Annotated in this window: 26 protein-coding genes and 1 tRNA gene; 6 read left to right on the top strand and 21 right to left on the bottom strand. The window is 65.6% G+C overall.

The features are described from left to right. Window positions 1-53: 53 nt before the first annotated feature. Complete coding sequence (locus tag BT183_RS02870) at window positions 54-1,523, bottom strand: ArnT family glycosyltransferase (protein WP_072338884.1); 1,470 nt, start codon at window positions 1,521-1,523, stop codon at window positions 54-56. Next, entirely contained in the window at window positions 1,520-3,016 is a 1,497-nt protein-coding gene (locus BT183_RS02875) for an ArnT family glycosyltransferase (protein WP_072338885.1), read from the bottom strand. The genes BT183_RS02870 and BT183_RS02875 overlap by 4 nt, the downstream gene beginning before the upstream one ends. Window positions 3,017-3,180: 164 nt before the next feature. Between BT183_RS02875 and BT183_RS02880 the strand changes: the two genes are divergently transcribed. Then, the gene (locus tag BT183_RS02880) at window positions 3,181-3,498 is read left to right on the top strand and encodes an ArsR/SmtB family transcription factor (RefSeq protein ID WP_072338886.1); all 318 of its coding nucleotides are present in this window, start codon (window positions 3,181-3,183) and stop codon (window positions 3,496-3,498) included. A gap of 65 nt (window positions 3,499-3,563) precedes the next feature. On the opposite strand, the gene BT183_RS20190 is transcribed toward BT183_RS02880, so the two are convergent. After that, on the bottom strand, window positions 3,564-5,831 hold the full coding sequence (locus BT183_RS20190; protein ID WP_084603209.1) for an OmpA family protein: 2,268 nt from the start codon (window positions 5,829-5,831) through the stop codon (window positions 3,564-3,566). 269 nt (window positions 5,832-6,100) lie between these two features. Between BT183_RS20190 and BT183_RS02895 the strand changes: the two genes are divergently transcribed. Next, complete coding sequence (locus tag BT183_RS02895) at window positions 6,101-6,925, top strand: sulfite exporter TauE/SafE family protein (protein ID WP_072338887.1); 825 nt, start codon at window positions 6,101-6,103, stop codon at window positions 6,923-6,925. A 47-nt stretch (window positions 6,926-6,972) separates the two neighbouring features. Here the strand turns inward: BT183_RS02895 and BT183_RS02900 are convergent, their stop codons facing one another. Further along, window positions 6,973-7,695, bottom strand: coding sequence for an SIMPL domain-containing protein (locus BT183_RS02900; RefSeq protein WP_072338888.1), 723 nt, complete (start codon window positions 7,693-7,695; stop codon window positions 6,973-6,975). A 219-nt stretch (window positions 7,696-7,914) separates the two neighbouring features. Between BT183_RS02900 and BT183_RS02905 the strand changes: the two genes are divergently transcribed. The 4 genes from BT183_RS02905 to BT183_RS02920 all read left to right on the top strand — a co-directional run bounded on the left by BT183_RS02905 (window position 7,915) and on the right by BT183_RS02920 (window position 11,160). Further along, on the top strand, window positions 7,915-9,039 hold the full coding sequence (locus BT183_RS02905; RefSeq protein WP_072338889.1) for a fumarylacetoacetate hydrolase family protein: 1,125 nt from the start codon (window positions 7,915-7,917) through the stop codon (window positions 9,037-9,039). A 17-nt stretch (window positions 9,040-9,056) separates the two neighbouring features. Next, a complete protein-coding gene (locus BT183_RS02910; RefSeq protein ID WP_072338890.1) occupies window positions 9,057-10,496 on the top strand; it encodes an aldehyde dehydrogenase family protein in 1,440 nt (479 codons plus the stop codon). Window positions 10,497-10,500: 4 nt separating this feature from the next. After that, a complete protein-coding gene (locus BT183_RS02915) occupies window positions 10,501-10,872 on the top strand; it encodes a hypothetical protein (RefSeq protein WP_072338891.1) in 372 nt (123 codons plus the stop codon). Window positions 10,873-11,085: 213 nt separating this feature from the next. Next, window positions 11,086-11,160 (top strand) — tRNA-Lys (locus BT183_RS02920). Window positions 11,161-11,245: 85 nt separating this feature from the next. Here BT183_RS02920 and BT183_RS02925 read toward each other — a convergent pair. The 17 genes from BT183_RS02925 to BT183_RS02990 form a co-directional block, all read right to left on the bottom strand. Beyond that, complete coding sequence (locus tag BT183_RS02925) at window positions 11,246-11,533, bottom strand: hypothetical protein (RefSeq protein ID WP_072338892.1); 288 nt, start codon at window positions 11,531-11,533, stop codon at window positions 11,246-11,248. Further along, a complete protein-coding gene (locus BT183_RS02930; RefSeq protein WP_072338893.1) occupies window positions 11,533-12,123 on the bottom strand; it encodes a hypothetical protein in 591 nt (196 codons plus the stop codon). The genes BT183_RS02925 and BT183_RS02930 overlap by 1 nt, the downstream gene beginning before the upstream one ends. Continuing rightward, window positions 12,120-12,293 carry a hypothetical protein gene (locus BT183_RS20655; RefSeq protein WP_177282361.1) on the bottom strand — a complete coding sequence of 58 codons (174 nt, stop codon included), beginning with the start codon at window positions 12,291-12,293 and terminating at the stop codon, window positions 12,120-12,122. Before BT183_RS20655 ends, BT183_RS02930 begins: the two co-directional genes overlap by 4 nt. Next, window positions 12,286-12,552 (bottom strand): hypothetical protein, encoded by a 267-nt coding sequence (locus BT183_RS02935; protein ID WP_072338894.1) that lies wholly within the window; start codon window positions 12,550-12,552, stop codon window positions 12,286-12,288. Before BT183_RS02935 ends, BT183_RS20655 begins: the two co-directional genes overlap by 8 nt. Then, window positions 12,552-12,935 carry a beta-sandwich lipoprotein gene (locus BT183_RS02940; protein ID WP_072338895.1) on the bottom strand — a complete coding sequence of 128 codons (384 nt, stop codon included), beginning with the start codon at window positions 12,933-12,935 and terminating at the stop codon, window positions 12,552-12,554. The genes BT183_RS02935 and BT183_RS02940 overlap by 1 nt, the downstream gene beginning before the upstream one ends. Next, window positions 12,932-13,099, bottom strand: a complete 168-nt coding sequence (locus BT183_RS20660; RefSeq protein WP_177282363.1) for a hypothetical protein — start codon at window positions 13,097-13,099, stop codon at window positions 12,932-12,934. The genes BT183_RS02940 and BT183_RS20660 overlap by 4 nt, the downstream gene beginning before the upstream one ends. Further along, on the bottom strand, window positions 13,092-13,295 hold the full coding sequence (locus tag BT183_RS02945) for a hypothetical protein (RefSeq protein WP_072338896.1): 204 nt from the start codon (window positions 13,293-13,295) through the stop codon (window positions 13,092-13,094). Before BT183_RS02945 ends, BT183_RS20660 begins: the two co-directional genes overlap by 8 nt. Before the next feature lie 96 nt (window positions 13,296-13,391). Further along, window positions 13,392-13,928, bottom strand: a complete 537-nt coding sequence (locus BT183_RS02950) for a hypothetical protein (protein WP_072338897.1) — start codon at window positions 13,926-13,928, stop codon at window positions 13,392-13,394. Next, a complete protein-coding gene (locus tag BT183_RS02955; protein WP_072338898.1) occupies window positions 13,903-15,084 on the bottom strand; it encodes a tyrosine-type recombinase/integrase in 1,182 nt (393 codons plus the stop codon). Before BT183_RS02955 ends, BT183_RS02950 begins: the two co-directional genes overlap by 26 nt. 12 nt (window positions 15,085-15,096) lie before the next feature. Next, window positions 15,097-15,408 carry a hypothetical protein gene (locus BT183_RS20400; protein WP_143145636.1) on the bottom strand — a complete coding sequence of 104 codons (312 nt, stop codon included), beginning with the start codon at window positions 15,406-15,408 and terminating at the stop codon, window positions 15,097-15,099. Further along, window positions 15,363-15,686: a helix-turn-helix domain-containing protein gene (locus BT183_RS02960; RefSeq protein WP_072338899.1), complete on the bottom strand. Its 324-nt coding sequence runs from the start codon at window positions 15,684-15,686 to the stop codon at window positions 15,363-15,365. The genes BT183_RS20400 and BT183_RS02960 overlap by 46 nt, the downstream gene beginning before the upstream one ends. Before the next feature lie 317 nt (window positions 15,687-16,003). Next, on the bottom strand, window positions 16,004-16,192 hold the full coding sequence (locus BT183_RS02965; RefSeq protein ID WP_072338900.1) for a hypothetical protein: 189 nt from the start codon (window positions 16,190-16,192) through the stop codon (window positions 16,004-16,006). A gap of 73 nt (window positions 16,193-16,265) precedes the next feature. Beyond that, window positions 16,266-16,550 carry a hypothetical protein gene (locus BT183_RS02970; protein ID WP_072338901.1) on the bottom strand — a complete coding sequence of 95 codons (285 nt, stop codon included), beginning with the start codon at window positions 16,548-16,550 and terminating at the stop codon, window positions 16,266-16,268. Beyond that, window positions 16,547-17,305 carry a hypothetical protein gene (locus BT183_RS02975; RefSeq protein ID WP_072338902.1) on the bottom strand — a complete coding sequence of 253 codons (759 nt, stop codon included), beginning with the start codon at window positions 17,303-17,305 and terminating at the stop codon, window positions 16,547-16,549. The genes BT183_RS02970 and BT183_RS02975 overlap by 4 nt, the downstream gene beginning before the upstream one ends. 215 nt (window positions 17,306-17,520) lie before the next feature. Then, window positions 17,521-17,739, bottom strand: a complete 219-nt coding sequence (locus BT183_RS02980) for a hypothetical protein (protein WP_072338903.1) — start codon at window positions 17,737-17,739, stop codon at window positions 17,521-17,523. Window positions 17,740-17,742: 3 nt separating this feature from the next. Then, window positions 17,743-18,153, bottom strand: coding sequence for a hypothetical protein (locus BT183_RS02985; protein ID WP_072338904.1), 411 nt, complete (start codon window positions 18,151-18,153; stop codon window positions 17,743-17,745). A gap of 323 nt (window positions 18,154-18,476) precedes the next feature. Beyond that, a complete protein-coding gene (locus BT183_RS02990) occupies window positions 18,477-19,259 on the bottom strand; it encodes a hypothetical protein (protein WP_143145637.1) in 783 nt (260 codons plus the stop codon). Window positions 19,260-19,892 lie beyond the last annotated feature (633 nt).

A 19,892-nucleotide genomic window follows, 5' to 3' on the forward strand; every position in this document is an offset into this window, starting at 1 on the left:
GCAAGGGGCTTGGGGCGCAAGGGCCTTGGGACGCGGCCCTTGGGCTCAGCCGCTCAGGGAGAGGGTGGCCGGTAGTTCTGGCCCAGGAATATGATGGGCGTGTAGACCACCCGGCCGAAGCGGACAATCTCGAGCCGGCGCAGCGGCGTCAGGGTCTCGAAGCGTCCGGTCGCGTAGCTCTCGCCCTCCATCGGATCGGCCACCACCAGCGCGGACCGGCCGCGATGGGCCTCGGCATCGAACCAGTAGTCGAACTGGTCGGTGCGGGCGGCAATCGCCGTGACGTCGGTGCGCTGCATCGCCCAGCCCAGCTGCGCGGCCGTCGTGTAGCGCGTCGCGGCGATGAAGGCGCCGGGATGCTCGGCCTCGAGCTCCGTGATCGCCTCGGCCACCTCGGGCCAGCCCTGCATGGACGAAATCGTCCAGTCATAGCCGCCCAGAAGGTTGGTGATCGGAATGACGGTGAGGTGGAAGGCGAGGCCAGCTCCGAAGACGAGGCCATAGATGGTATGGCCCCAGAACGCCTTTCGCCTGCCGATCACCGAAACCAGAAGCGGCAGCATCAGGAGGAAGGCGACGATGTTCCAATAGAAATAGACCTCGACGAAGAGCGCCATCAGCGACATCGCGACACCGGCCGCGGCAAAGACGCAGATGGCGAGTGTCCGCGCCACCGTGCCGAAACCTTCGGGCACGGGCCGGCGCAGAAAAGCGATGATGGGGCCGACAAGGAACGGTGAGACCACGATCAGCGTCAGCGCGACATAGCCCAGGAACAGCATGGGTTGCAGCGAGATGCCCCCGCCGCCCCAGCGATCAACCATATGGAAGCGGTAGGACGCCATGCCGCCGGCAAAGTTCCAGATGAACACCGGCGCCTGCATCGCCATCGACAGCGCTGCCGCCGCCCAGAGATTGACGTCGGCCAGCATCGCGCGAAGTTTCGGGCGGACGAGGAACATGAAACCGATGCCGATACCGAAGAGCACGGCATTGTATTTGGTCAGCGTCGCCAGCCCGAGCAGCACGGCTCCGCCATAGAGCAGCTTCAGGCTGCGTCGCCCGCCTTCGTAGCGCTCGGCGAACAGGATGAAGCAGTGCCCCGACCCCAGGCACAGCGCGATCAGCAGGTGATCGTGAAAGCTGATGGTCGTCATGGCCAGAAAGAGCGGACTGGCGAGATAGATCGCCGTGGCCGGCCAGAACCAGTTGTGCGGTTCTGCCGGCGCCAGCCGCTTCGACCAGTCCCAGACGATGGCCAGCGTCGCGCCCAGCGTCACCCAGGTCAGGATGCGCAGGCTCAGGAGGTTCCAGCCGAAGAGCTTCTCCACCCCCCACAGCAGCCAGGCATGCAGCGGCGGATGGTCGAAATAGGAGAGGGCGGGCCGCTGCCCCCAGAGCCAGTAATAGGCCTCGTCCCCGATCGGGGGCATGGTGAAGTCGACATAGAGGCGGAAGGCGATGAGCACGCCCACCACCGCCTGCAGCGGCCAAAGAGGCCGCCCGGCCCATGGCGAGGTCATGTCGCGCTCCCGGCGGGCACAAAGCCTGTGCAATGATAGAGCCGATAGGTCCAGACCCTGATCGAGAACCGCTCCACCACAACATCCCGCACCCGTTCGCAAGCGGCGAACTGGCGCTGCGCAAAGTCGATGGGGAATGCGGCATCGGCCAGCACGATGGCGTCGCGCCCGGCATAGTCTGCCTCGTCGAGCCAGTAGTCATACTGGTCCTTGAGGCTGTTGAGCGGCAGGATTTCGGTCTCCCGCAGCTGGAAACCGAGTTGAGCGGCGTAGGTGTAGCGGGTGGCCGACAGGAACGCGTCGGGATAGGTCGTCCGCAGCGCGTCGACTTCAGCCGCCACCTCCTCCCAGCCATAATTGGCCTGTGTGCCACTGTCCTGCGCGCCGACGGCGAAGGCTGCCGGCAGCAACGCGAAATTGGCGGTGAGGATGAAAGCCATCACCGCGCCGAAACCCAGATGCAGCCGCATCAGCCAGCGTTGGCCCAGATAGCGCAGGGCGATCGCCATTACGGCCAGATAGCCGACGATATTCCAGTAGAAGTAGACGTAGAGAAACAGCGACAGCACCAGCATCGCAGCGGTCGAGACCGCAAAGATCGTCAGTCCCAGCGCCCGCGCCCGCTCCTCGAAGATAGAGCCCGAGCGGTCCTTGAGCATGCGGAAAAGCGCGATGAAGAGGAACGGCCCCAGCACCAGCCCCGCCATGTTGGCCACAAAATCGAGCGGATGGAGATAGTGCAGGTTCGTGACGCTGCCGGTCAGCCGCGTGCCCATGTGGAAGCCGAACGACGCCATGGCGTTCGCCACGTTCCACACAAGCACAGGGGTCTGGATCGCCACGCTGAGGAGCGCTGCCAGATAGAGATGCGGATTGCCGAGAAGGCTCCGTAGCCCCGGTCGCAGCAGCACCAGGAGCCCGAAGCCGAAGCCGAGCAGGGCGGCGTTGTATTTGGTCAGCGTCGCGAGCCCGAGAAACAGCGCCCCCAGATAAAGCGAGCGCACTCGGCTGCTGCCCCCCTCCCAGCCATCGACGAAATCGAGAAAGAAGTGGAAGGCGAGGATGCATAAAAAGACCATCAGATAGTCGTGGAAGACCATGGTGGTCATGAGGAAAAACACCGGCGTCGCGAGATAAAGCGCGGCCGACGGCCAGAACCAGCCCTCCGGATCGTGCGGTTGGAGCCTTTTGGCCCAGAGCCAGAAGACCCATCCCGTGCCCAGGAGGCAGACCCAGGTCAGCGCGCGCAGGCTCAGCGCGTTCCAGCCGAGGATTTTCGACACGAGTCCGAGCATCCAAGCGTGGAACGGCGGATGGTCGAAATAGGAGAGGCCGGGGAACTGCCCCCACATCCAGTAATAGCTCTCGTCGCCCATGGGCGCGACGGTCAGATCGAACCAGATCTTGAGCGCGATGAAGTAGGCGATGAGCAGTTTGTAGCCGAGATGGCGGCCTTTGCCGTCGACCTTGCCGGCCGTTTCCACGATCGCCATGCGTGTTCCGCTCATTCTCGCAGGCTGTGCGCGCCCGGGTGAGGCAGGGATAGCGGAATCGCGCGCCAAGGCAAGGCCGCAGCGTTGATGGGGAAGGCTGCCTCGTGGCGATTGCCTCGAATCCCCGGTTTCAGCAGAGTGCCGCCGAAGAGCCGGGGGCAGTGATGAGTGAAGTGCAGCGAGATGCGGTTTTCAGGGCGCTGGCCGATCCGACGCGCCGGCTGCTGCTCGAAAGGCTCGCCAAGCGCAACGGACAAAGCCTCGTCGATCTGACGCAGGGGCTCGAGATCTCGCGCCAGGCGACCAGCAAGCATCTGGCATTGCTCGAGGATGCGGGCCTGCTGCTGACGCAGCGGCGCGGGCGCACGCGGCTGCATTTCCTCAATCCGGTTCCCCTGCATGCCGAGGCGCAGCGCTGGCTCAAGCAGTTCGACAGCCTCAGCCTGACGGTGCTCGAAGCATGCGCGGTCACCGCCGCCTGACACCGGCGGCATGCAAAAAGGGGCCGGATGTTTCCATCCGACCCCTCGCGTTCGATTGACGCTTCTTAGCGCTGCGCGACGCTGATCAGCGGGGTGATGCGCTTGATGGTGACGCGGCGGTTGAGCCGCTCGGCCGCCTGCGTCTGTACCTTGAGATACCGTTCGCCATAGCCCTGCGTCACGAGGTTCTCCGGCGGAATGCCATAGAAGTCGGTAAGGATGCGGGCAACGGTTGCAGCGCGGCTGTCCGATAGCTGCAGGTTCGAGATATCCGAACCCACGGCGTCGGTGTGCCCTTCGATCAGAAACACTTCGGCCGGATTGTCGTCGAGCATCGCGAGCATGGCATTGGCGACGTTGGAGAGCGCCCCGACCTGGTTGCGCGAAATCGTCGCGGCACCCGTGTCGAAGGTGAGCCCACCCACTTCGAGGCGACGCACACTGTCACGGATACGGGCAGAGCGCTTGACCTCGTCGATGGTGTAGATACGCCGCACCTGCTCCACCGGCGGCTGCCGGAAGAACTGCTCGACCTGCTGCTCGTCGGCACGGTCGGCATCGAGCACATATTCCGAAACCGGAATGCGCAGGCGCAGCGGCGGCAGTTCGCGACCCGGATCGCTCCAGCGGTCCTCGCGACCGTAACGGTCCTCGTCATAATAGGCGAGGATGATCTCGCGACCATCGGGCGTGATGCGCGAACGGCGCAGCACTTCGCCATCGCGGCTATAGACCGTGATGATCTGCGATCCGTCAGGCCGCTCAATGGTCTCGCGGACATTGCCGTTGCGCAGGCGCTCGTAATAGATCTCGTCCTCGGCCTCATCGTAGAACCGGTCGCGTTCCTGCCCCGGATTGTTGATGAACAGCTGAGTCCCGATCTGGAACACCGTCTGAAGGTTCAGGAAGTTGTTCTGAACGTTGGTCTGGTTGTTGTTGGCGGTGTTGTTCTGGGTGTTGACCGTCGTATTGTTGGTGGTGTTATTCACCGTATTGTTGACGGTGGTGTTGTTCACCGTCGTGTTGTTGTTGACGACAGTCTGGTTGACGATCGTGACATTGGGCGGGGGCGCCACGTCGAGCGTCACCTGCGAGGCATCGATGCGATCGCCCTGCTCCTCATTGACCGACACAACTTCGGCTGGCGCGAGGTCGGCCTGGGCTGCGGCATCGCTCTCGGGCGGCGGGGCAACGGGCTCTTCGGTTGCCGGCGGAGCGCGACGCTCGGCCGGTGCGCCATCGGCAGAGGGAGCCTGCTCGTCCTTGGCGCTGTCGAGCACAGGCGCAGCTTCCTGCGCCGAAACGCTTTCCGGCAGCGGCTCGCTGACGCTGTCGTCGATCACCGGCTCGCCATCGACGGTCGGCTGTTCCGGCGCAACGACGGGCTCACCCGCGATCGGAGCGGTCGAATCGGGCGGGGTGGCATCGGGCGCCACGGCACCGATGGTGAGGCCCAGTTCGGCCACGCAGACATTGGGATCGGCATAGCCGAGATCCTGGCAGAGCGTGTTGAGCTCGGCGGCAGCCTCGGAGGTTGCGGCCTGGCCGGCATCGTTCTGGCCGGCCTCGATCAGCCCCAGACCGCGATTATAGCGATCCACGGCTGCGGCAACGTCGGCTTCGAGCGCGGCGCGCGTATCGGCATCGAGCTCACCATCGCCAGCCTCGGTCTCTTGGGCGGGCTGCTGGGTCGTCTCGGGCTGCTGGGCGGGCGCAGGCTGCTCGGGCTGGGCCGGCTGCTCGCTGGTCGCGGGCTGCTGGGCCGGGGCCTGTTCCTGGGTCTGCATCGGCTGCGGAGCGGCTTCCTCAGCAGGCGCTTCCTCTGCCGGAGCTTCCTCGGCGGGAGCTTCCTCCACAGGAGCCTCTTCAGCCGGCGCCTCCTCGACGGTCTCTTCCTCTACGGCCTCGGCAGCCGGCGCAGTCTCCTGCACGGGAGCGGGTTCGGCGACAGGTGCCGGTTCGGGGGCAGGTTCGGGTTCCGGAGCGGGCTCCGGCTCTGGCGCAGGCTCGGGCGCCTGTTCCTGCACGGGGGCGGGCTCGGGTTCGGGAGCCGGCTCGGGCTCGGGTTCGGGCGCAGGCGCAGCGGCAGGCTCGCCACCGCCCGAAAGCGAAGCGATACACTGATCGATGCTGGTGAACCCGCCCACGATGCACAGTTCGGCGAAAGCGTTGCGCGCCGCCTCGGTGGCTTCGGCATTGCCCGATGACTGGGCCGAGACATAGGCCTCATAGGCTGCGCGCAGTTGCGCATCCTGTGCCTGGGCTGTGCCGGCCGGCATGAGGGCGATGAGGCCGATGCTGGTTCCGGTCAGAAGCCAGTTGCGAAGGCTCATGTGTCTTTCCTTCTTGTCGTTGTTGCACCATCGGCCCTTGGAGCAGACCGCTGGCAGTTATACCCAGTGTGCAGAGGGTGCCTGAACCTCAAATGAACGCCGGTCGAGGCTGCACGCAGTTCTCTTGGAGAACGGCAACGCGATGACCTGTGCCCGAGTTGCGCCGGCTCCGTCGGCATCGAGAAATTTTATCCAACTGGACCATCCGCCCCGTCGCGGGGCTTGGTGGGCGCCGGTGGGCAGGGGTATGTGGAGCCAAGGAGTGCGCCATGGATACCTTGCTGACCTATCTTCCCTTCTTCCTCGGGCTCGTCGCCACGGGAGCGGTCTCTGGCGTGCTCGCCGGGTTGCTGGGGGTCGGCGGAGGCGCCATCATCGTGCCGGCGCTCGCGCTCGTGCTCGATCTGCTCGGATATGACGATGCCATCATCCAGCACGTGGCGGTGGCGTCTTCGCTCGCCATCATCATACCGACGGGCATCGTCAGTGCGCGCTCGCACCACAAGCGTGGCGCGGTCGATCTGCGCGTGTTGCGGCTCTGGGCGCCCTTCATCCTCGTGGGCACGCTGATCGGCGGGCTCCTGGCCGGCTTTTTTTCGGGCAATGTGCTGCGCGTCGTCTTTGGCGTCATGGTCTATCTGGTCGCCGCCAACATCGTTTTCGATGTGCTGCGCAAGGTCATCGGCCACCTCCGCGACTCCAGCCTGTCGCACCGCGCCTTCGCCTCGGTCATCGGCTTTCTCTCGGCGCTGATGGGCATTGGCGGCGGATCGCTGAGCGTGCCGACGCTGTCGGCGCTGGGGCTCACCATGCATGCGGCGGTGGGCACGGCGGCTGCACTGGGCGTCGCCATCGCCATAGGCGGCACCATCGGCTTTATCGTTTCGGGCTGGGGCGTTGCGGGCCTGCCGCCCTTCAGCCTCGGCTATATCAGCCTGCCGGCGGTGGTCGCGGTTGGCGTCATGGCGGGGGTGACCGCGCCGCTCGGGGCCGCGCTAGCCCATCGGCTCGACCAGAAGACGCTCAAGAAGGTCTTCGCCGTCTTCCTCGTACTGGTCGGCACGCAGATGCTGTGGAAGGCGCTGGTTTCGTAAGAGAGAAGTGCCCCGGCACGGTGGCGCCGGGGCGTCGGATTCGCTGATCAGTCCTCGATGTCCCAGCTCACGGTCACGCCGATCGAGAAGGTCAACTCCCCGGCTTCCACCGGCACCGCTGCGGCGCTGTCGAAAGCCTGTGCCCTTGCCATCATCGGCTGGGGCGGGGTGTAGACTTGGCCCTCGCTGATGGCCATGAGATCGCCCAGCGAAACCCCGGCCGCCCCGGCATAGAGCTCGGCCTTGCGCCGCGCATCGGCAAAGGCCTGCTTGCGGGCCGCGTCGTAAAGTTCGGTCGTGTCGGCCACCGCAAAGCTCACGCCATTGATGGTGTTGGCGCCCACCGTCACCGCCCGGTCGAGGATCGCGCCGAGATCATCCAGCGCGCGAACCCGCACGGTGACCGTGTTGGAGACCTGGTAGCCGACGATCTTGGGGGGCAGGGTGTAGCCATTGGCGTCCCGCGCATCGGAATAGACATAGTTCGGGTTGACCGAGAAGTTCGAGGTCTGGATATCGCGCCGCTCGATGCCGGCGCCGGTCAGCGTTTCGATCAGTTCGGTCATTGCCGCGCTGTTGGCGTCGAGCGCCTCGCGCGCGGTGGCGCCCTGGGTGGTCACGCCCGAGGTGAGATAGGCCGTGTCCGGTGCTGCGGTCACCTCGCCCTGTCCCTCGATGGTGATCCGGGCGTCCGCGAGGGCCGTGGTCGAGGTAAAGGCGGCCGCAAGCAGCGCGAGGGCGAGGGGGGCGAGGGCGTTTGTCGCACGCATGACTGTTTTCTCCGTTTGGTGGCCCTAAGCTATGGCCACATTTGAGGTGTTAGTACGGCACGGATGAACCGGGCTTGAACGAGGCCCGGTGGGTTCCGACCGCTCCGGACCTCCGACGCCGCCCGATCTCCGATCCTTGGGTCGGGGTCGGGCTCGGCGCTGGACAGCAACATATGTCAGAGGTTAGTGAGGGCGGCGATTTCAGCAGGGGTAAAGAGCGTGAACGCGGATTTTCTGCCCACAGGTGGTTGTCTTCTGGGTCGGGCCTGGCCCTCTGGCGCGCCCCATCCGCTGGTGGTGACGGTGCGCGATGGCGAAGTCTTCGACATCACCCGCAAGGGCTTTGCCACCGTACGCGATATCTGTGAGAGCGAGGATCCGGCCGGCTATGTCGCCAGCGCCCCGGGCCGTTCGCTTGGCAGCGTAGCCGCACTTGCCGAATCCGGCGCGCTGCTTTCGCCCATCGACCTCCAGGCCATCAAGGCCTCCGGGGTCACCTTCGTGGTCTCGCTGCTCGAGCGCGTCATCGAGGAGCAGGCGCGCGGAGACAAGAGCCGTGCCGAGGCGTTGCGCGGGGATATCCTCTCGCTCGTGGGCACCGATCTCTCGGCCCTCGTGCCGGGCTCCGAAGAGGCCGCCAAGGTCAAGGCCGCCCTGATCGCGCGCGGCGTGTGGAGCCAGTATCTGGAGGTCGGCATCGGCCCCGATGCCGAGATCTTCACCAAGGGCCAGCCGATGTCGAGCGTCGGCCACGGCGCCGATGTCGGCCTGCATCCGGTCTCCGAGTGGAACAATCCCGAGCCAGAAATCGCCGTGGTGGTCAACAGCCGCGGCACCATCGTGGGCGCAACGCTCGGCAACGACGTCAATTTGCGCGACGTCGAGGGCCGGTCCGCGCTCCTGCTGGGCAAGGCCAAGGACAACAACGCATCCGCATCGCTGGGCCCGTTCATCCGGCTCTTCGATGCCAGCTTCGGCATTGCCGACGTCAAGTCCGCCGAACTCAGCCTCACCGTCACCGGCGAGGATGGCTTCAGGCTCGAGGGATCGAGCTCGATGAGCCAGATTTCGCGCAGCCCGGAATCGCTGGTCGCCGCAACCATCGGCAAGCATCATCAATATCCCGACGGGCTGGTGCTCTATCTCGGCACCATGTTCGCCCCGGTCAAGGATCGCGGCGGCGCCGGCAAGGGCTTCACCCACCGCATCGGCGACGTCGTGACCATCGCGACCCCCGCCCTTGGCAAACTCACAAACACCGTGAGGCTCTCCCCCGACTGTCCGCCCTGGACCTATGGGGCGAGCCACCTCCTGCGCGATCTTGCACGCGCCGACCTCCTCTAGAACGAACGGGAACGACCATGAGCGAACTGCACCGCAACCTCATCGGCGGCGAATGGATCGAAGGCGAAGCCGTCGACAACATCAACCCCTCGAACACCAATGATGTGGTGGGCCGCTACGCGCGCGCCACCGCCGCCGACACCGAAAAGGCCATCGCGGCCGCCAAGGCGGCTTTCCCGGCCTGGTCGCGTTCCGGCCTGCTCGAGCGCCATGCCATTCTGTCCAAGACCGCTCAGGAAATCCTGGCGCGCAAGGAAGAGCTCGGCCGCCTCCTCTCTCGCGAAGAGGGCAAGACCCTGCCCGAAGGCATCGGCGAGGCCACCCGCGCCGGACAGATCTTCGATTTCTTCGCTGGCGAAGTGCTGCGGCTGGCCGGCGAGACCGTGCCCAGCGTACGCCCCAATATCGGCGTCGAGATCACCCGCGAGCCGGTGGGCGTCGTCGGCATCATCACGCCGTGGAACTTCCCCATCGCCATCCCGGCCTGGAAGATCGCGCCCGCGCTCTGCTACGGTAACACCGTGGTCTTCAAGCCCGCCGAGCTCGTGCCGGGCTGCGCCTGGGCCATCGTCGATATCCTCCATCGCGCCGGCCTGCCCAAGGGCGTGCTCAACCTCGTGATGGGCAAGGGCTCGGTCGTCGGCCAGGCCATGCTCGACAGCAAGGATGTCCACGCCCTGACCTTCACCGGAGGTACCTCCACCGGCAGGCGCGTTGCCGAAGCCTCGATCAAGGTCAACCGCAAGTTCCAGCTCGAGATGGGTGGCAAGAACCCGGTCATCGTGCTCGATGACGCCGACCTCAAGGTCGCCGTCGAGACCGTGGCCCAGTCCGCCTTCTTCTCGACCGGCCAGCGCTGCACCGCGTCCTCGCGCGTCATCGTCACCGAGGGCATTCACGACAAGTTCGTGGCAGCCCTTGCCGAACGCGTGCGCAACCTCAAGGTCGGCGACGCGCTCGACCAGGGCACCGAAATCGGCCCCGTGGTCGACGAGAGCCAGCTCAAGCAGGATTGCAACTATATCGAGATCGGCAAGTCCGAGGGTGCCAACCTGGTGGTGGGCGGCGAGCGGGTTTCGCGCAGTACGCCGGGCTTCTATCTCCAGCCGGCGCTATTTACCGAAGCCACCAACCAGATGCGCATTTCGCGCGAAGAGATCTTCGGGCCGGTGGCCTCGGTGATCCGCGTGAAGAACTACGAGGAAGCCCTCGCCACCTCCAACGATACCGAATTCGGCCTGTCCGCCGGCATCGTCACCACCAGCCTCAAATACGCCACCCACTTCAAGCGCAATGCCGAAGCTGGCATGGTGATGGTCAACCTGCCGACCGCCGGCGTCGATTTCCACGTGCCCTTCGGCGGGCGCAAGGCCTCGAGCTTCGGGCCGCGCGAGCAGGGCCGCTATGCCGCGGAGTTCTTCACCGTCGTGAAGACCGCCTACACGTCAGCGGGGTGAGCCGATGAACGAGTTTGAGGCGCCAGTTCCGGTGCTGAAGCCGGCCAACGATCCGGTCGCGGTGGAGCGGCTCGTGACCGAGCTCATCGCCACCGGCGAAATGAACGCGGATACGGTCGCCGATCTCGAGCGCATCCGGTCCGAATGGCAGGCCGGCACCCTCGATCCCGACGACTCCGCCTATCTCGTGGCCCTGCATCGGCGCCTCATCGGCGCCTCGGCCGGGCTGGTCGAGGCGAGTTCGGCGCCGGCCAGTCCTGAAGGCAATGACGCCCTGCGCCAGGCCCTCGCCCGCGCCGAAGCCGCCGAGGCCGAGGTGGAGCGCCTGCGCGCCGAGCTCGCCATGCTTCGAGGCTCTCAGGAACCCAGCGCCTGAGCCACATCATCCGCTGCCCCGCGAACCGGGGCGGCGTCCTGCCAACCTTTGTGATTCTCGAGCGTGCCTCGGGCGTGGCCGATCCTGCCAGGCCTTGACCCCACGACGAAGCACCCTGCACAAGCGCCGCTATCGTGCGACGCAATAGCGGTTGACAGTCCCAAGCCAGCCACTATGTTCCGCCCCGTTGGCGGCCCGGTGCGGGCGCCCGGCGTGCCGGTAGCTCAGCGGTAGAGCATCCGACTTTTAATCGGATGGTCGAGGGTTCGACCCCCTCCCGGCATACCATTTTTCTTCAATGATTTCAGTACGTTAGAGCTGATCGTTGAAGCAGTCACTAGTCTAGTGAGTTACGCTATGTGACGAAATTGGGTCACTGTGTAAGCGCCTCCAGGCGGGCGCTCAGCGCGGCGATCTGGTTGCGCAGCTCCTCAGCCTCAACCCGTTTCGGGTCCGGCACCACGGTCAGGGCGCTGAGCGGGATGAAGGCGGTGCGGCTACGGGGTCTGCCCTCACGCGGCGGGAAGGTCACCCGCATGCAGGGGACGGGGCCGCCGGTGACCTTTCCTTCGCGGTCGAGGTAGCTCTTGAGCGCGGCCAAATGCTCACCCGGGTTGGTGACCCGAACCTGCTCGTCGATGTCGGGGATGTTGTCGTCCATTAGGCTGCCTTTCCAAAGCTGATGATCTGGGCGTGGAACCGCTGCTCGGGGAGAGAGCGGGTGTCGTAGCCCTCAGGGTTGCGGAGCGCGGCCTGGATGCGGGCCGTGCGGTCGGGTTGCTGCAGCTTGAGGATGCGGTCCATCAGGTCCGACACGCTCTCCTCAGGGATGACGATGGGGTTGTTCCGCACCAGTGGGGCCGGCGCGAAGTGGGCGAAGTCCTCGAGACGGGTGCGGCGGGTCTCCACCATTTGTGGGATGGCGTCGACTGCGCCCCACGGCTGGTTCCAGAGCGCCTCGACGGGACCCTGATGGTGGACCATCACGTCCTTGCCGAAGCGCATCTGGGCGGGGAGGCGATGCAGCATGCCGAACCGGTGCTGGTCCTCCATGAACTCCCACGACATCATCGCGGACATGCCATAGGCGACCCCGTGGGGCGCCCGGAGGGCGATGCCCATCTGCATCGTGCGGATGTCCTGCTGGGCGCTGATGTCCCAGCCGTTCTGCTGCAGGGTCATCGTGTCGGATTTCCATCCCGCCCAGTGGAGTTCTACCGGGCGAGACAGGATGCGGCGCTCGTCGATCACGCGCCGATGTCCCGAAGAAGGATTTCATGCTCCTCGCGCAGGTTGCGGAGGATCGCCTCGGCGTTAGCGATGCGCTGCAGGCTGGCCTTGATCTTGCCCTTGGCGATCTTGCCCCGCTCCTCGGCGAGTTCAGCTCTGGCCTCGGCCTCAACGGTCTTGATGTCAAACATTGGGGGTCTCCGTGGGATGAGGGATGCGGATCACCGAGCCGTTCCAGTAGGAACCGCCGCGCCCGGTCGGCTTGGCCTCGGTGGTCGTCGTGGTGCGGATCGTGTGGGTGCGGCTTGCGCCGTACCAACGGCTGCTCTGATCCTTGATGGGGACGATCTCGGTGATGGTCCCGACACGGACGGCGTTGACCACGCCCCAGCAGACGCGGTCCCCGACCTCTATGGGCTGCCCGATCTGGTCGAGCGCGGGGGTGCGCATCACCTGATCTCGATGTCCGGGATGATCGTCGAGGGCTTGAACACCACGCGGTAGTGGTGGGCGCTGACGTGTGCCGCGTCCAGCTGCTCGACGAAGTACGTGACGTTGTCGGACAGGCCGAGGAAGTGCTTCTTGTACTGCCCGTCGCCGGTCTTGCAGGTCACGGTCAGCTCACCCGGGTCGTCGGCGTTGCCCAGCGAGCAGCGGCCTTCGATGGTCAGCATGTAGTCGGCGGTGATCCCGTTGTAGAACACCACGCGGCGGACGATCTCGAACTGGTCGGCTGCCTGCGACAGGTTGCGCGAGGCGACGTTCGCATCGCTGCTGCAGGCGGCGAGCGAGATGGTTGCCGCAGTGGCGGCGAGGAGCAGGAGCTTCTTCACTGGTCTAGCCTCGTGATGGTGAACTTGAAGGGGAACAGGCGGCGCCAGAGCGAGCGGCCCTGACGTTCTCGGAGGGTGGCCTTCCTGGCCTCGACCGCAGCGCGGTGATCCTCGGCGTCGATCTCGGCCTGGGCCTGAGCGACGAGGTCGTCGAGCTTAGGCATCGGGCTTGGCTTTCGCCTTGCGTCTGGCCTTCGGCACCGGTGCGGGTGGCGTGGTGATCGGACGGGTCTCGCCGGTGGCGCGTCCCTCACTGTCGCGAACGGCCTCGTGACCCTCGGGGATGACGAAGGTGTTTCGCTTCTGGGATGCGGCTGCTGCTTCAGCCAACTGGATGCGGGTCAGGACGGTGTCTTTCATGGTGCCTTGGGTTAGAGAGTTGCGCATGTCGCGGGGCAAAGCAGAACGCCCGGCCACGAGAGCCGAGCGCTTCACCGGGAGGGACTATGGGTTGGCTTAGGCGGCTTCGACGTAGACGCGCTGGACGTTGGACACCGAGCCGGTGGTGATCCAGGTCGCGGCCACGGACGGGTTCGTGGTGATCTCGCCGCGTTCGTTCTTCCAGCCCACGGTGCGGGCGTTGGAGTTGGCCGCAGGTGACGGAGCGGCCGGCTTGGGCGCGGGCGCCGCCGCGTCGACCGGCTGGAACGAGGTGGCGCGGAAGGCCTCCCTGATCCCATCCAGCTTGATCAGGCCGAGTGACCGGTTGATCGCCACGATTTGGTAGACGCCGCCCTCGACGACGCCATTGTGGCCGGCCTTGATGCGGCGGACGAACATCCCGAGCTGCCAGCTGGGCGGCACCTGAGCCTCGAGCGTGAAGGCCGAGCCAGCAAACCAGCGGCCCATGACGCCTTCGAGCCGGATGTCCTGATTGCTCTCGCCGTCAACGGAGCGCACCGAGCGCACCACGTAGAGGCGGCCACCCACGATGACCTTCCCGAGAGAGTAGGTAGCGCGGACGGTGTCACCGATCTGAAAGAGTTTTGTCATGCTTGATAGGCTCCCGGTAGGTGGTGGTGATGGTGTTCAGGATAGCGACGGCCTCGACCGACGCTTCGTGGACCGCGAGGGCGGCGTACTTGGCCGTCATCACGGGTGAGGCGTGACCGAGCAGCGGCTGCAGCCGGTCGAGACCGAGGCCCCGCTTGCGGAGCTTGGTCGCAAAGGTGTCGCGGAGCGAGCGCACGTCGCGCCGGCCCCAGATGGCGATGTTGTCGGGGCTGTTGATCCCGATGTCCGCCATCGCCTTGCGGAGCCCCTTCGTGCTGCGCGACTTGGCGCCCCGGTTCACAGCGAGGTCGCTGTTCGGGAACACGAAGGGGCTCGACGCATCGCGCTCCTCCCACCGCTGGCGCAACATGATGCGGCTCCGGGTGGGCAGGGCGATGATGTTGAAGTTGCCGACCTTGTGCCGGTTCAGGTGGAACGTGGCGAAGGTAACGGTGTCGATCTGTGCCCACTGGAGCGAGGCGATCTCGCCGAGGCGGGCGCCGGTATCGAGGAGCAGAACGGCGAGGTCGAAGTTGTCGACCCGTTGGCGCTGCGCATGGGCAAGAGGGTCCACAAAATAGCGGGCGCCCTTCTGGACGAGGGGCTGCAAGGGGTTGAGCCGCAGCAGCAGGGCCTGCTCCTCGTGCTCGGTGAGGGGGCGCGGCTTGCCCTTGTCCCGCTCCATCGGGAACTTCATCGCCACCGGCATGCGGTAGGCGGTGCGCAGCGTGTGGTAGGCGTTCGACAGGTACGCCATTTCGCGGTCGATGGTGTTCGGCCGGGCGCCCATCGCCTCGCGCTCGGCCCGGTACTTGGCGAGGTCGAGTTCGTTGAGGCGGTGAAACTTGGTCTTGCCGCCGAGGCCCTTTACGCCTGGCACCTTGCCGGCCAGCAGTTCGCAGCCCCGCTTGATCGCCGGATACCCGCGCAGCTTCTTCTTGAGCGGCAGGTAGTGGATCAGTAGGGCTTCCTCGATGGTGACCTCGGGGAGGATGCCGAACATTTCAGCGTCACGCGTCAGCCTGATTTTCTCGGCCGCGATGCGCTCGGCTTCCCGCTTGTCCTTCACGCCGGTCGAGAGGCGGCGCCGCCCGGCATCAGTGTTCAGGTTGAAGTACCAGTAGTCGGACCCTTCGCGCTTATAGACGAGTGACATTCTGACGTCCTCCTATGCTTGGTTGAGAACAAGCTGAGCGACGGCCGCAGCCTCGGTGAGGTCATGCAGCTGCGTCATCGGGCCGTTCTCACGGGTGATGATGAGGCCGTACCGCACCCCTGCCGGTGTGACGAGGAGCGACGTGCCGTGGGACATTTCGACACTGAGGTAGGCGGTGTGCGGGCCTTCCTCGGCGAAGTCGATTGACCAGTTATCGAGCAGCCCGGCCAGCAGCGCGATCCTGTGCAGCCGCGTCGTCGGACTGTCGGGGAACTGGACTACCGATCCTTCTCGCCCTTCTCCGCGTCCTTCCCGAACAGGCACTCCCACCCGTACGGGTCGTAGTACTGCATCAGCCGCTGGTAGAACGCGCGAGGTTTCCACCCCAGCCGCTGCGCCACGATCATCGTCTTGTCCGGCGGCAGTCGGGCCTTGCCCGCCTCGATCTGACTGATAATCGTGTAGTACTGGGCGCCGATGGCCTGAGCCAGTTCCATCTGGGTCACCTCGGCGTCCGTCCGAGCCTTCTTCAGGAAAGCGCCCGCTTGCTTGCGCAGAGCCGCGCCATCCGGGTGTCCCTGAAGCGGATTTGATATGCTCATAGAGGTAGCTCTCCAGCGGCGTTCGTTGCGGTTTGATTCGGTGTGACAATATAGGTGGCCCCTCGGTGAAGCGCAACTCAATCACTGCTGAGTTGCGCAACGTGTAGATGTTAGTCAGGTTCCGCCGGTGGAACTCAACGCGATGCTGTATGCGAGTGATTGTGTTGCCCTCCGTTCTCATTCTGTTCACGGTAGGGATACGATAGGACCGCCGTCCTGTCGATAGGAAAATTATCCTTTAGGCGACTGTTGATGACTCCCCCATGAGTCCCGTGAGTCGCCCTGTCCACTCACAACCTCGTGTGTCCAGCCGGCCGTTAGCCTCTGTCCGCTGCGCGTTCGGCAATCTGCCGTTTCACCTCCCAGATGCGGTGGTCGATGCGGCCGATGGTGCCGTTTGTCATTGCGAAGTCGGACCACAGGAAGGCGTCTTCCCGCTCCTGCTCCAAGTCGGCGAGCTGGAACCGCAGGGCGGCGAGTGTCGGGCGGGCGGTGGTCATGGTCATGGTGGGTGTCTCTCATGTCTCGGTGGGTGTCACCGCCTCGGCCGGACGCACGGGGCGCCCGGTCGACGGAGTGTCACTCGACGCGGCAGCCGAAAGCGAAGCAGCCGGGGTGGGTGGGGTCGGACTGGCAGGCACAGACGGGCGCCGATATGTCCCACGCTTGCCCCGGCGGGTGCGGCTCGACGTTGATCACCTCAAGGGCGTCATCGCCGCCTACCCATAGGTCCGCCTCGGACAGGGCCTCGAGGAGCATTTCGACGCCAGCCTCGCGAACAAGCTCCTCGGCCACGCTTTGCTCGGAGAGGGTGTCGAAGGTGAGCGTTCCGGTGAACCGGACGGTGACGCGGTGTCGGGTCATGCCAGTTCCTCCCCGTTGGCGAGGAAGGACGCCCGTGCGAAGCCGCGCGGCGTCTCGTTGCGGATGTTCTTGGTCTTGAGGCTCTTGCCCCCGAGCAGCCAGAACTGCCGCGACCCGCGCAGGGTCTTGCCCTTGCTGTTGACCCGCTCGATCACCTCGGGCTCGACCGGCTTGGCCTCGGGCATCTGGAAGCCCTTGCTGACCCACAGCCCGGTGCGCTTGGTGTAGGCATCACGCGGCGCGATGTAGCGCGGGTGACGCGGGTGCTGGTCATCCTCCGGCAGATACCCGCCGAACTCGTTCGGGTTGAAATAGTGGTCCGGCTTGCGCCAGAGCGTGGAGAGCACCGAATTGGGGTTCTCGATGACGTAGGGTGCCTCGATCTCGTCGGCGAACTCGGCGACGTGCATGGCCATCTCAGCGGCCTTGCGCTGGAAGTCGGCGCCCTTCTCGGCAGCCTTGCGGGCGAAATGCTTGGCCCCGGACACCGCCATGTCGTCGCAAGGCGGGAAGGCGTAGATCAGGCGGATGTCGCCCTTGCGCCACGCCAGCTTGATCCAGCCCCAGTCCTCGGAACCGGGCGTAAGGTCCGCATGGCGATAGTGTATCCAGCCGGCGCCGACCCGCTCGGACCGGCCCCTGCCGGGCTCGTGCTGGATGTCGTAGCAGATGCACTCGGCGCCGGCCTCGGCCCAGTCGCGGACCGCGTTGCCGGTGTAGTCGAAGAACGACAGGATGAACGTGGGCGCAGCCATCGCGGCTACCTCCTTGCGTGTCTCTAAGTGAGGTGAGTTGTGCAACCCTGCGGGCATGGCTCCGCCGGGCTCGGTGGTGTCACCGCCTCGGCCGGCCGCTCGCGGCGACCGGTCGACGTAGTGTCACGGAATGAGGGAGCCCCACGACAGCAGGGCGAGGACGAACAGGGTCACCGCGATCAGCGCGGCACCCTCCCGGAGGTAATCACGCAGGGTCATAGGTCGCACCCGCAGCCGACGTGGTGGACGCCCTCAGGATCATCCTCGCAGGGCGGTTCGTCGTCGGAAAAGGCAAGCGCCCGGATCGCGTCGAGCGACGGCAGGCCGGCGCGGGCCAGCGCCTCGTCGCGGTAGACGTCCCAGCCATTCCGGTGGTGCCCGAAGGCGTCCAGCAGGTCGTAGGCCTGTTGAGGCGTCAGTTTGAGCGTGGCCATGGCTCAGGCCTCCTCGACGATGCGCAGGACGCTGGTGACGAATTTCCGGCTGGCTCGGTCACCGGCAATGGGCCGGGCACCGCGCTGATCAACCATCATCCCGCCCTTGCAAATCTGGACGTGGCCCGTGGTGCGGATGATGTATCGCCTCGTCGGGTCCAGCCGCTTGGCGAGGGCATTGAGGGTCATCCGGTTGACGTGGATGCGCTCAACGCGCACCCCGAGCTTGGCCAGAGCGGTGAGCCGTTCGGCTTCCGTGCTGCGGCCCTTCCATGTGGCGCCATGTGCCGGAGCCATCAGCGCCCACGCGGTGGCGAACGGAACGCCTGCCGCGACGGCAACCGCAGTCACCCCGCAGTTAGGCCCGATGCGGGCATCTTGGGGGAGCGCGAGGCCTTCGATTGTGGGGGCCATGGTCAGCGCCCCCGGCTCGAGACGACAACGCGACCACGCCACCCGGCCAGCGCCCGGCCGACCGTGACGGCAGCTTTTCGGGTGCGGTGGATGCCCAGATTTGTGCCGTGAGGCGAGCGCAGCTGCCAACGGTCGGCCGCGATACGGTCGACGATGTAGGGAGCGGCGAGAGACCGGCCGGCGCCGGCAAAGTCGACAGGGTTGCAACCGGTAGGCAGGTTCAGCGGGCAATCTTGCATTTGATGGTTCCTCTTTCAGTCGGGATGATCCCGCCTTGTCCGACCCGCCTTGCACGGATCGGACAACGTAGGGTCACGCTTGGCTCAGGCCGCAATTCGGCCGTTGAAGGCGTTCACTTTCGGCGCGGCGCCATGCACCACAATCGCAATGTCCGCCTTGGCCTTTGCCGACAGCCCTCCGCATGCCTTGCAGGCCGCGCAATTCGTCTTGGCGCCAGCCTCGGCCGATGCCGGGCACACCACTTCACGGGGCTGCAGGGTCTCGTCGGCCGACCGGACCCGGAAGGTCCGCCATCCGTCCGCCTTGGCATCGGCATGGTCCGCAGCGCTGTCGCATGACGCCATGCAGAACTCGCGGAACTGCGGGAACTGGCGCCACTGGTGGGTGTAGCCCGTGCAAGCTTTCCGATCCGCAAGCAGGTCCGCCCAAATGTGGAACGGCACCGCCGCAGGGTCGCCATAGGCGCCGAGACGGACAAGCCGGCCGGCCAGCGCCTCGCGCCCCTCTGCGACCGACAGCCGGGCATATTTCGGCAGGGTCTTGTAGACCGACAGCGGCGCCTGAAAGACCGTCACATAGCAGGAACGCCCGACATTCTGCCCGTCGACCATCCGGCCACGATGCGGGCAATCCCCGCAGATGGCGCTATCGGCACCCGTCTTGACCGCCTCCACCGGGCTCATGTCCCGGCGGATAATCCACGTCTGCACGATGTCGCCCGTCTTGGCATTCCGCGACCGCTTGCCCAGCCCGGTTGCCACTAGGGCAATCGGCGAACCATCAAGAGCCGAACGGCCTTCCCACAAGATTGCGCTTTCCATGTTGCCTACCTTTGCAGTTGTAGAGTTGCGCTTGGTTTCGGACATGCTTGTCCCGTGACCCCGGAGGGTTCGTCAGCCCGGCAGCATCAGCCGAGGACCATTCGCGTCAGTCATGCTTCACGATGTCAAAGATCGGACCCCTTTGAGCGGCGTCCCCGGCACCGGTCGGCAGCGGCTAGGCCGTCGTTCGGTGTGACCAGAGATAAGCACGTCGGGCTGATAGACGTCAAGTTATTAGTTGGAGAGTTACGCATGGCGCCTGAAAGGCCGGGAAACGCTGGGGTTTCAGCCCGTTTTGGGCATGTGGAAAAACAGGGTCGGTGAAAAAAAGTTTGGGCCGATTTGCGGATTGTTCGGCCGGAAAGGCCTGCACCAGGTGCGCACCCTAAGCCGGACGTGGCGCCGATCCTGCCCGATGCCGGACCGATGCCGCCACGATTGCCGGCGGGGCAAAAAACAGGGGCTGGCATGTGGGCGCCGGGTTTCACTCCCGCGACCCATCGGCTGGACCGTCAACCCATCGGCGCCCGTGCCGTCGACCCATCGGCGCCCGTGCCGTCGACCCATCGGCGCCCGTGCCGGCTTAGGGTTGCATCCCCTTTGCAATCGGATGGCCCAAGGTCGACGCATGCCCGGATTGCCGGGCTTTGCGCGGCGATGGTCAGGGCAGGGTGTGCC

The sequence above is a fragment of the Devosia enhydra genome (assembly GCF_900119845.1).
Taxonomy (GTDB): domain Bacteria; phylum Pseudomonadota; class Alphaproteobacteria; order Rhizobiales; family Devosiaceae; genus FPKU01.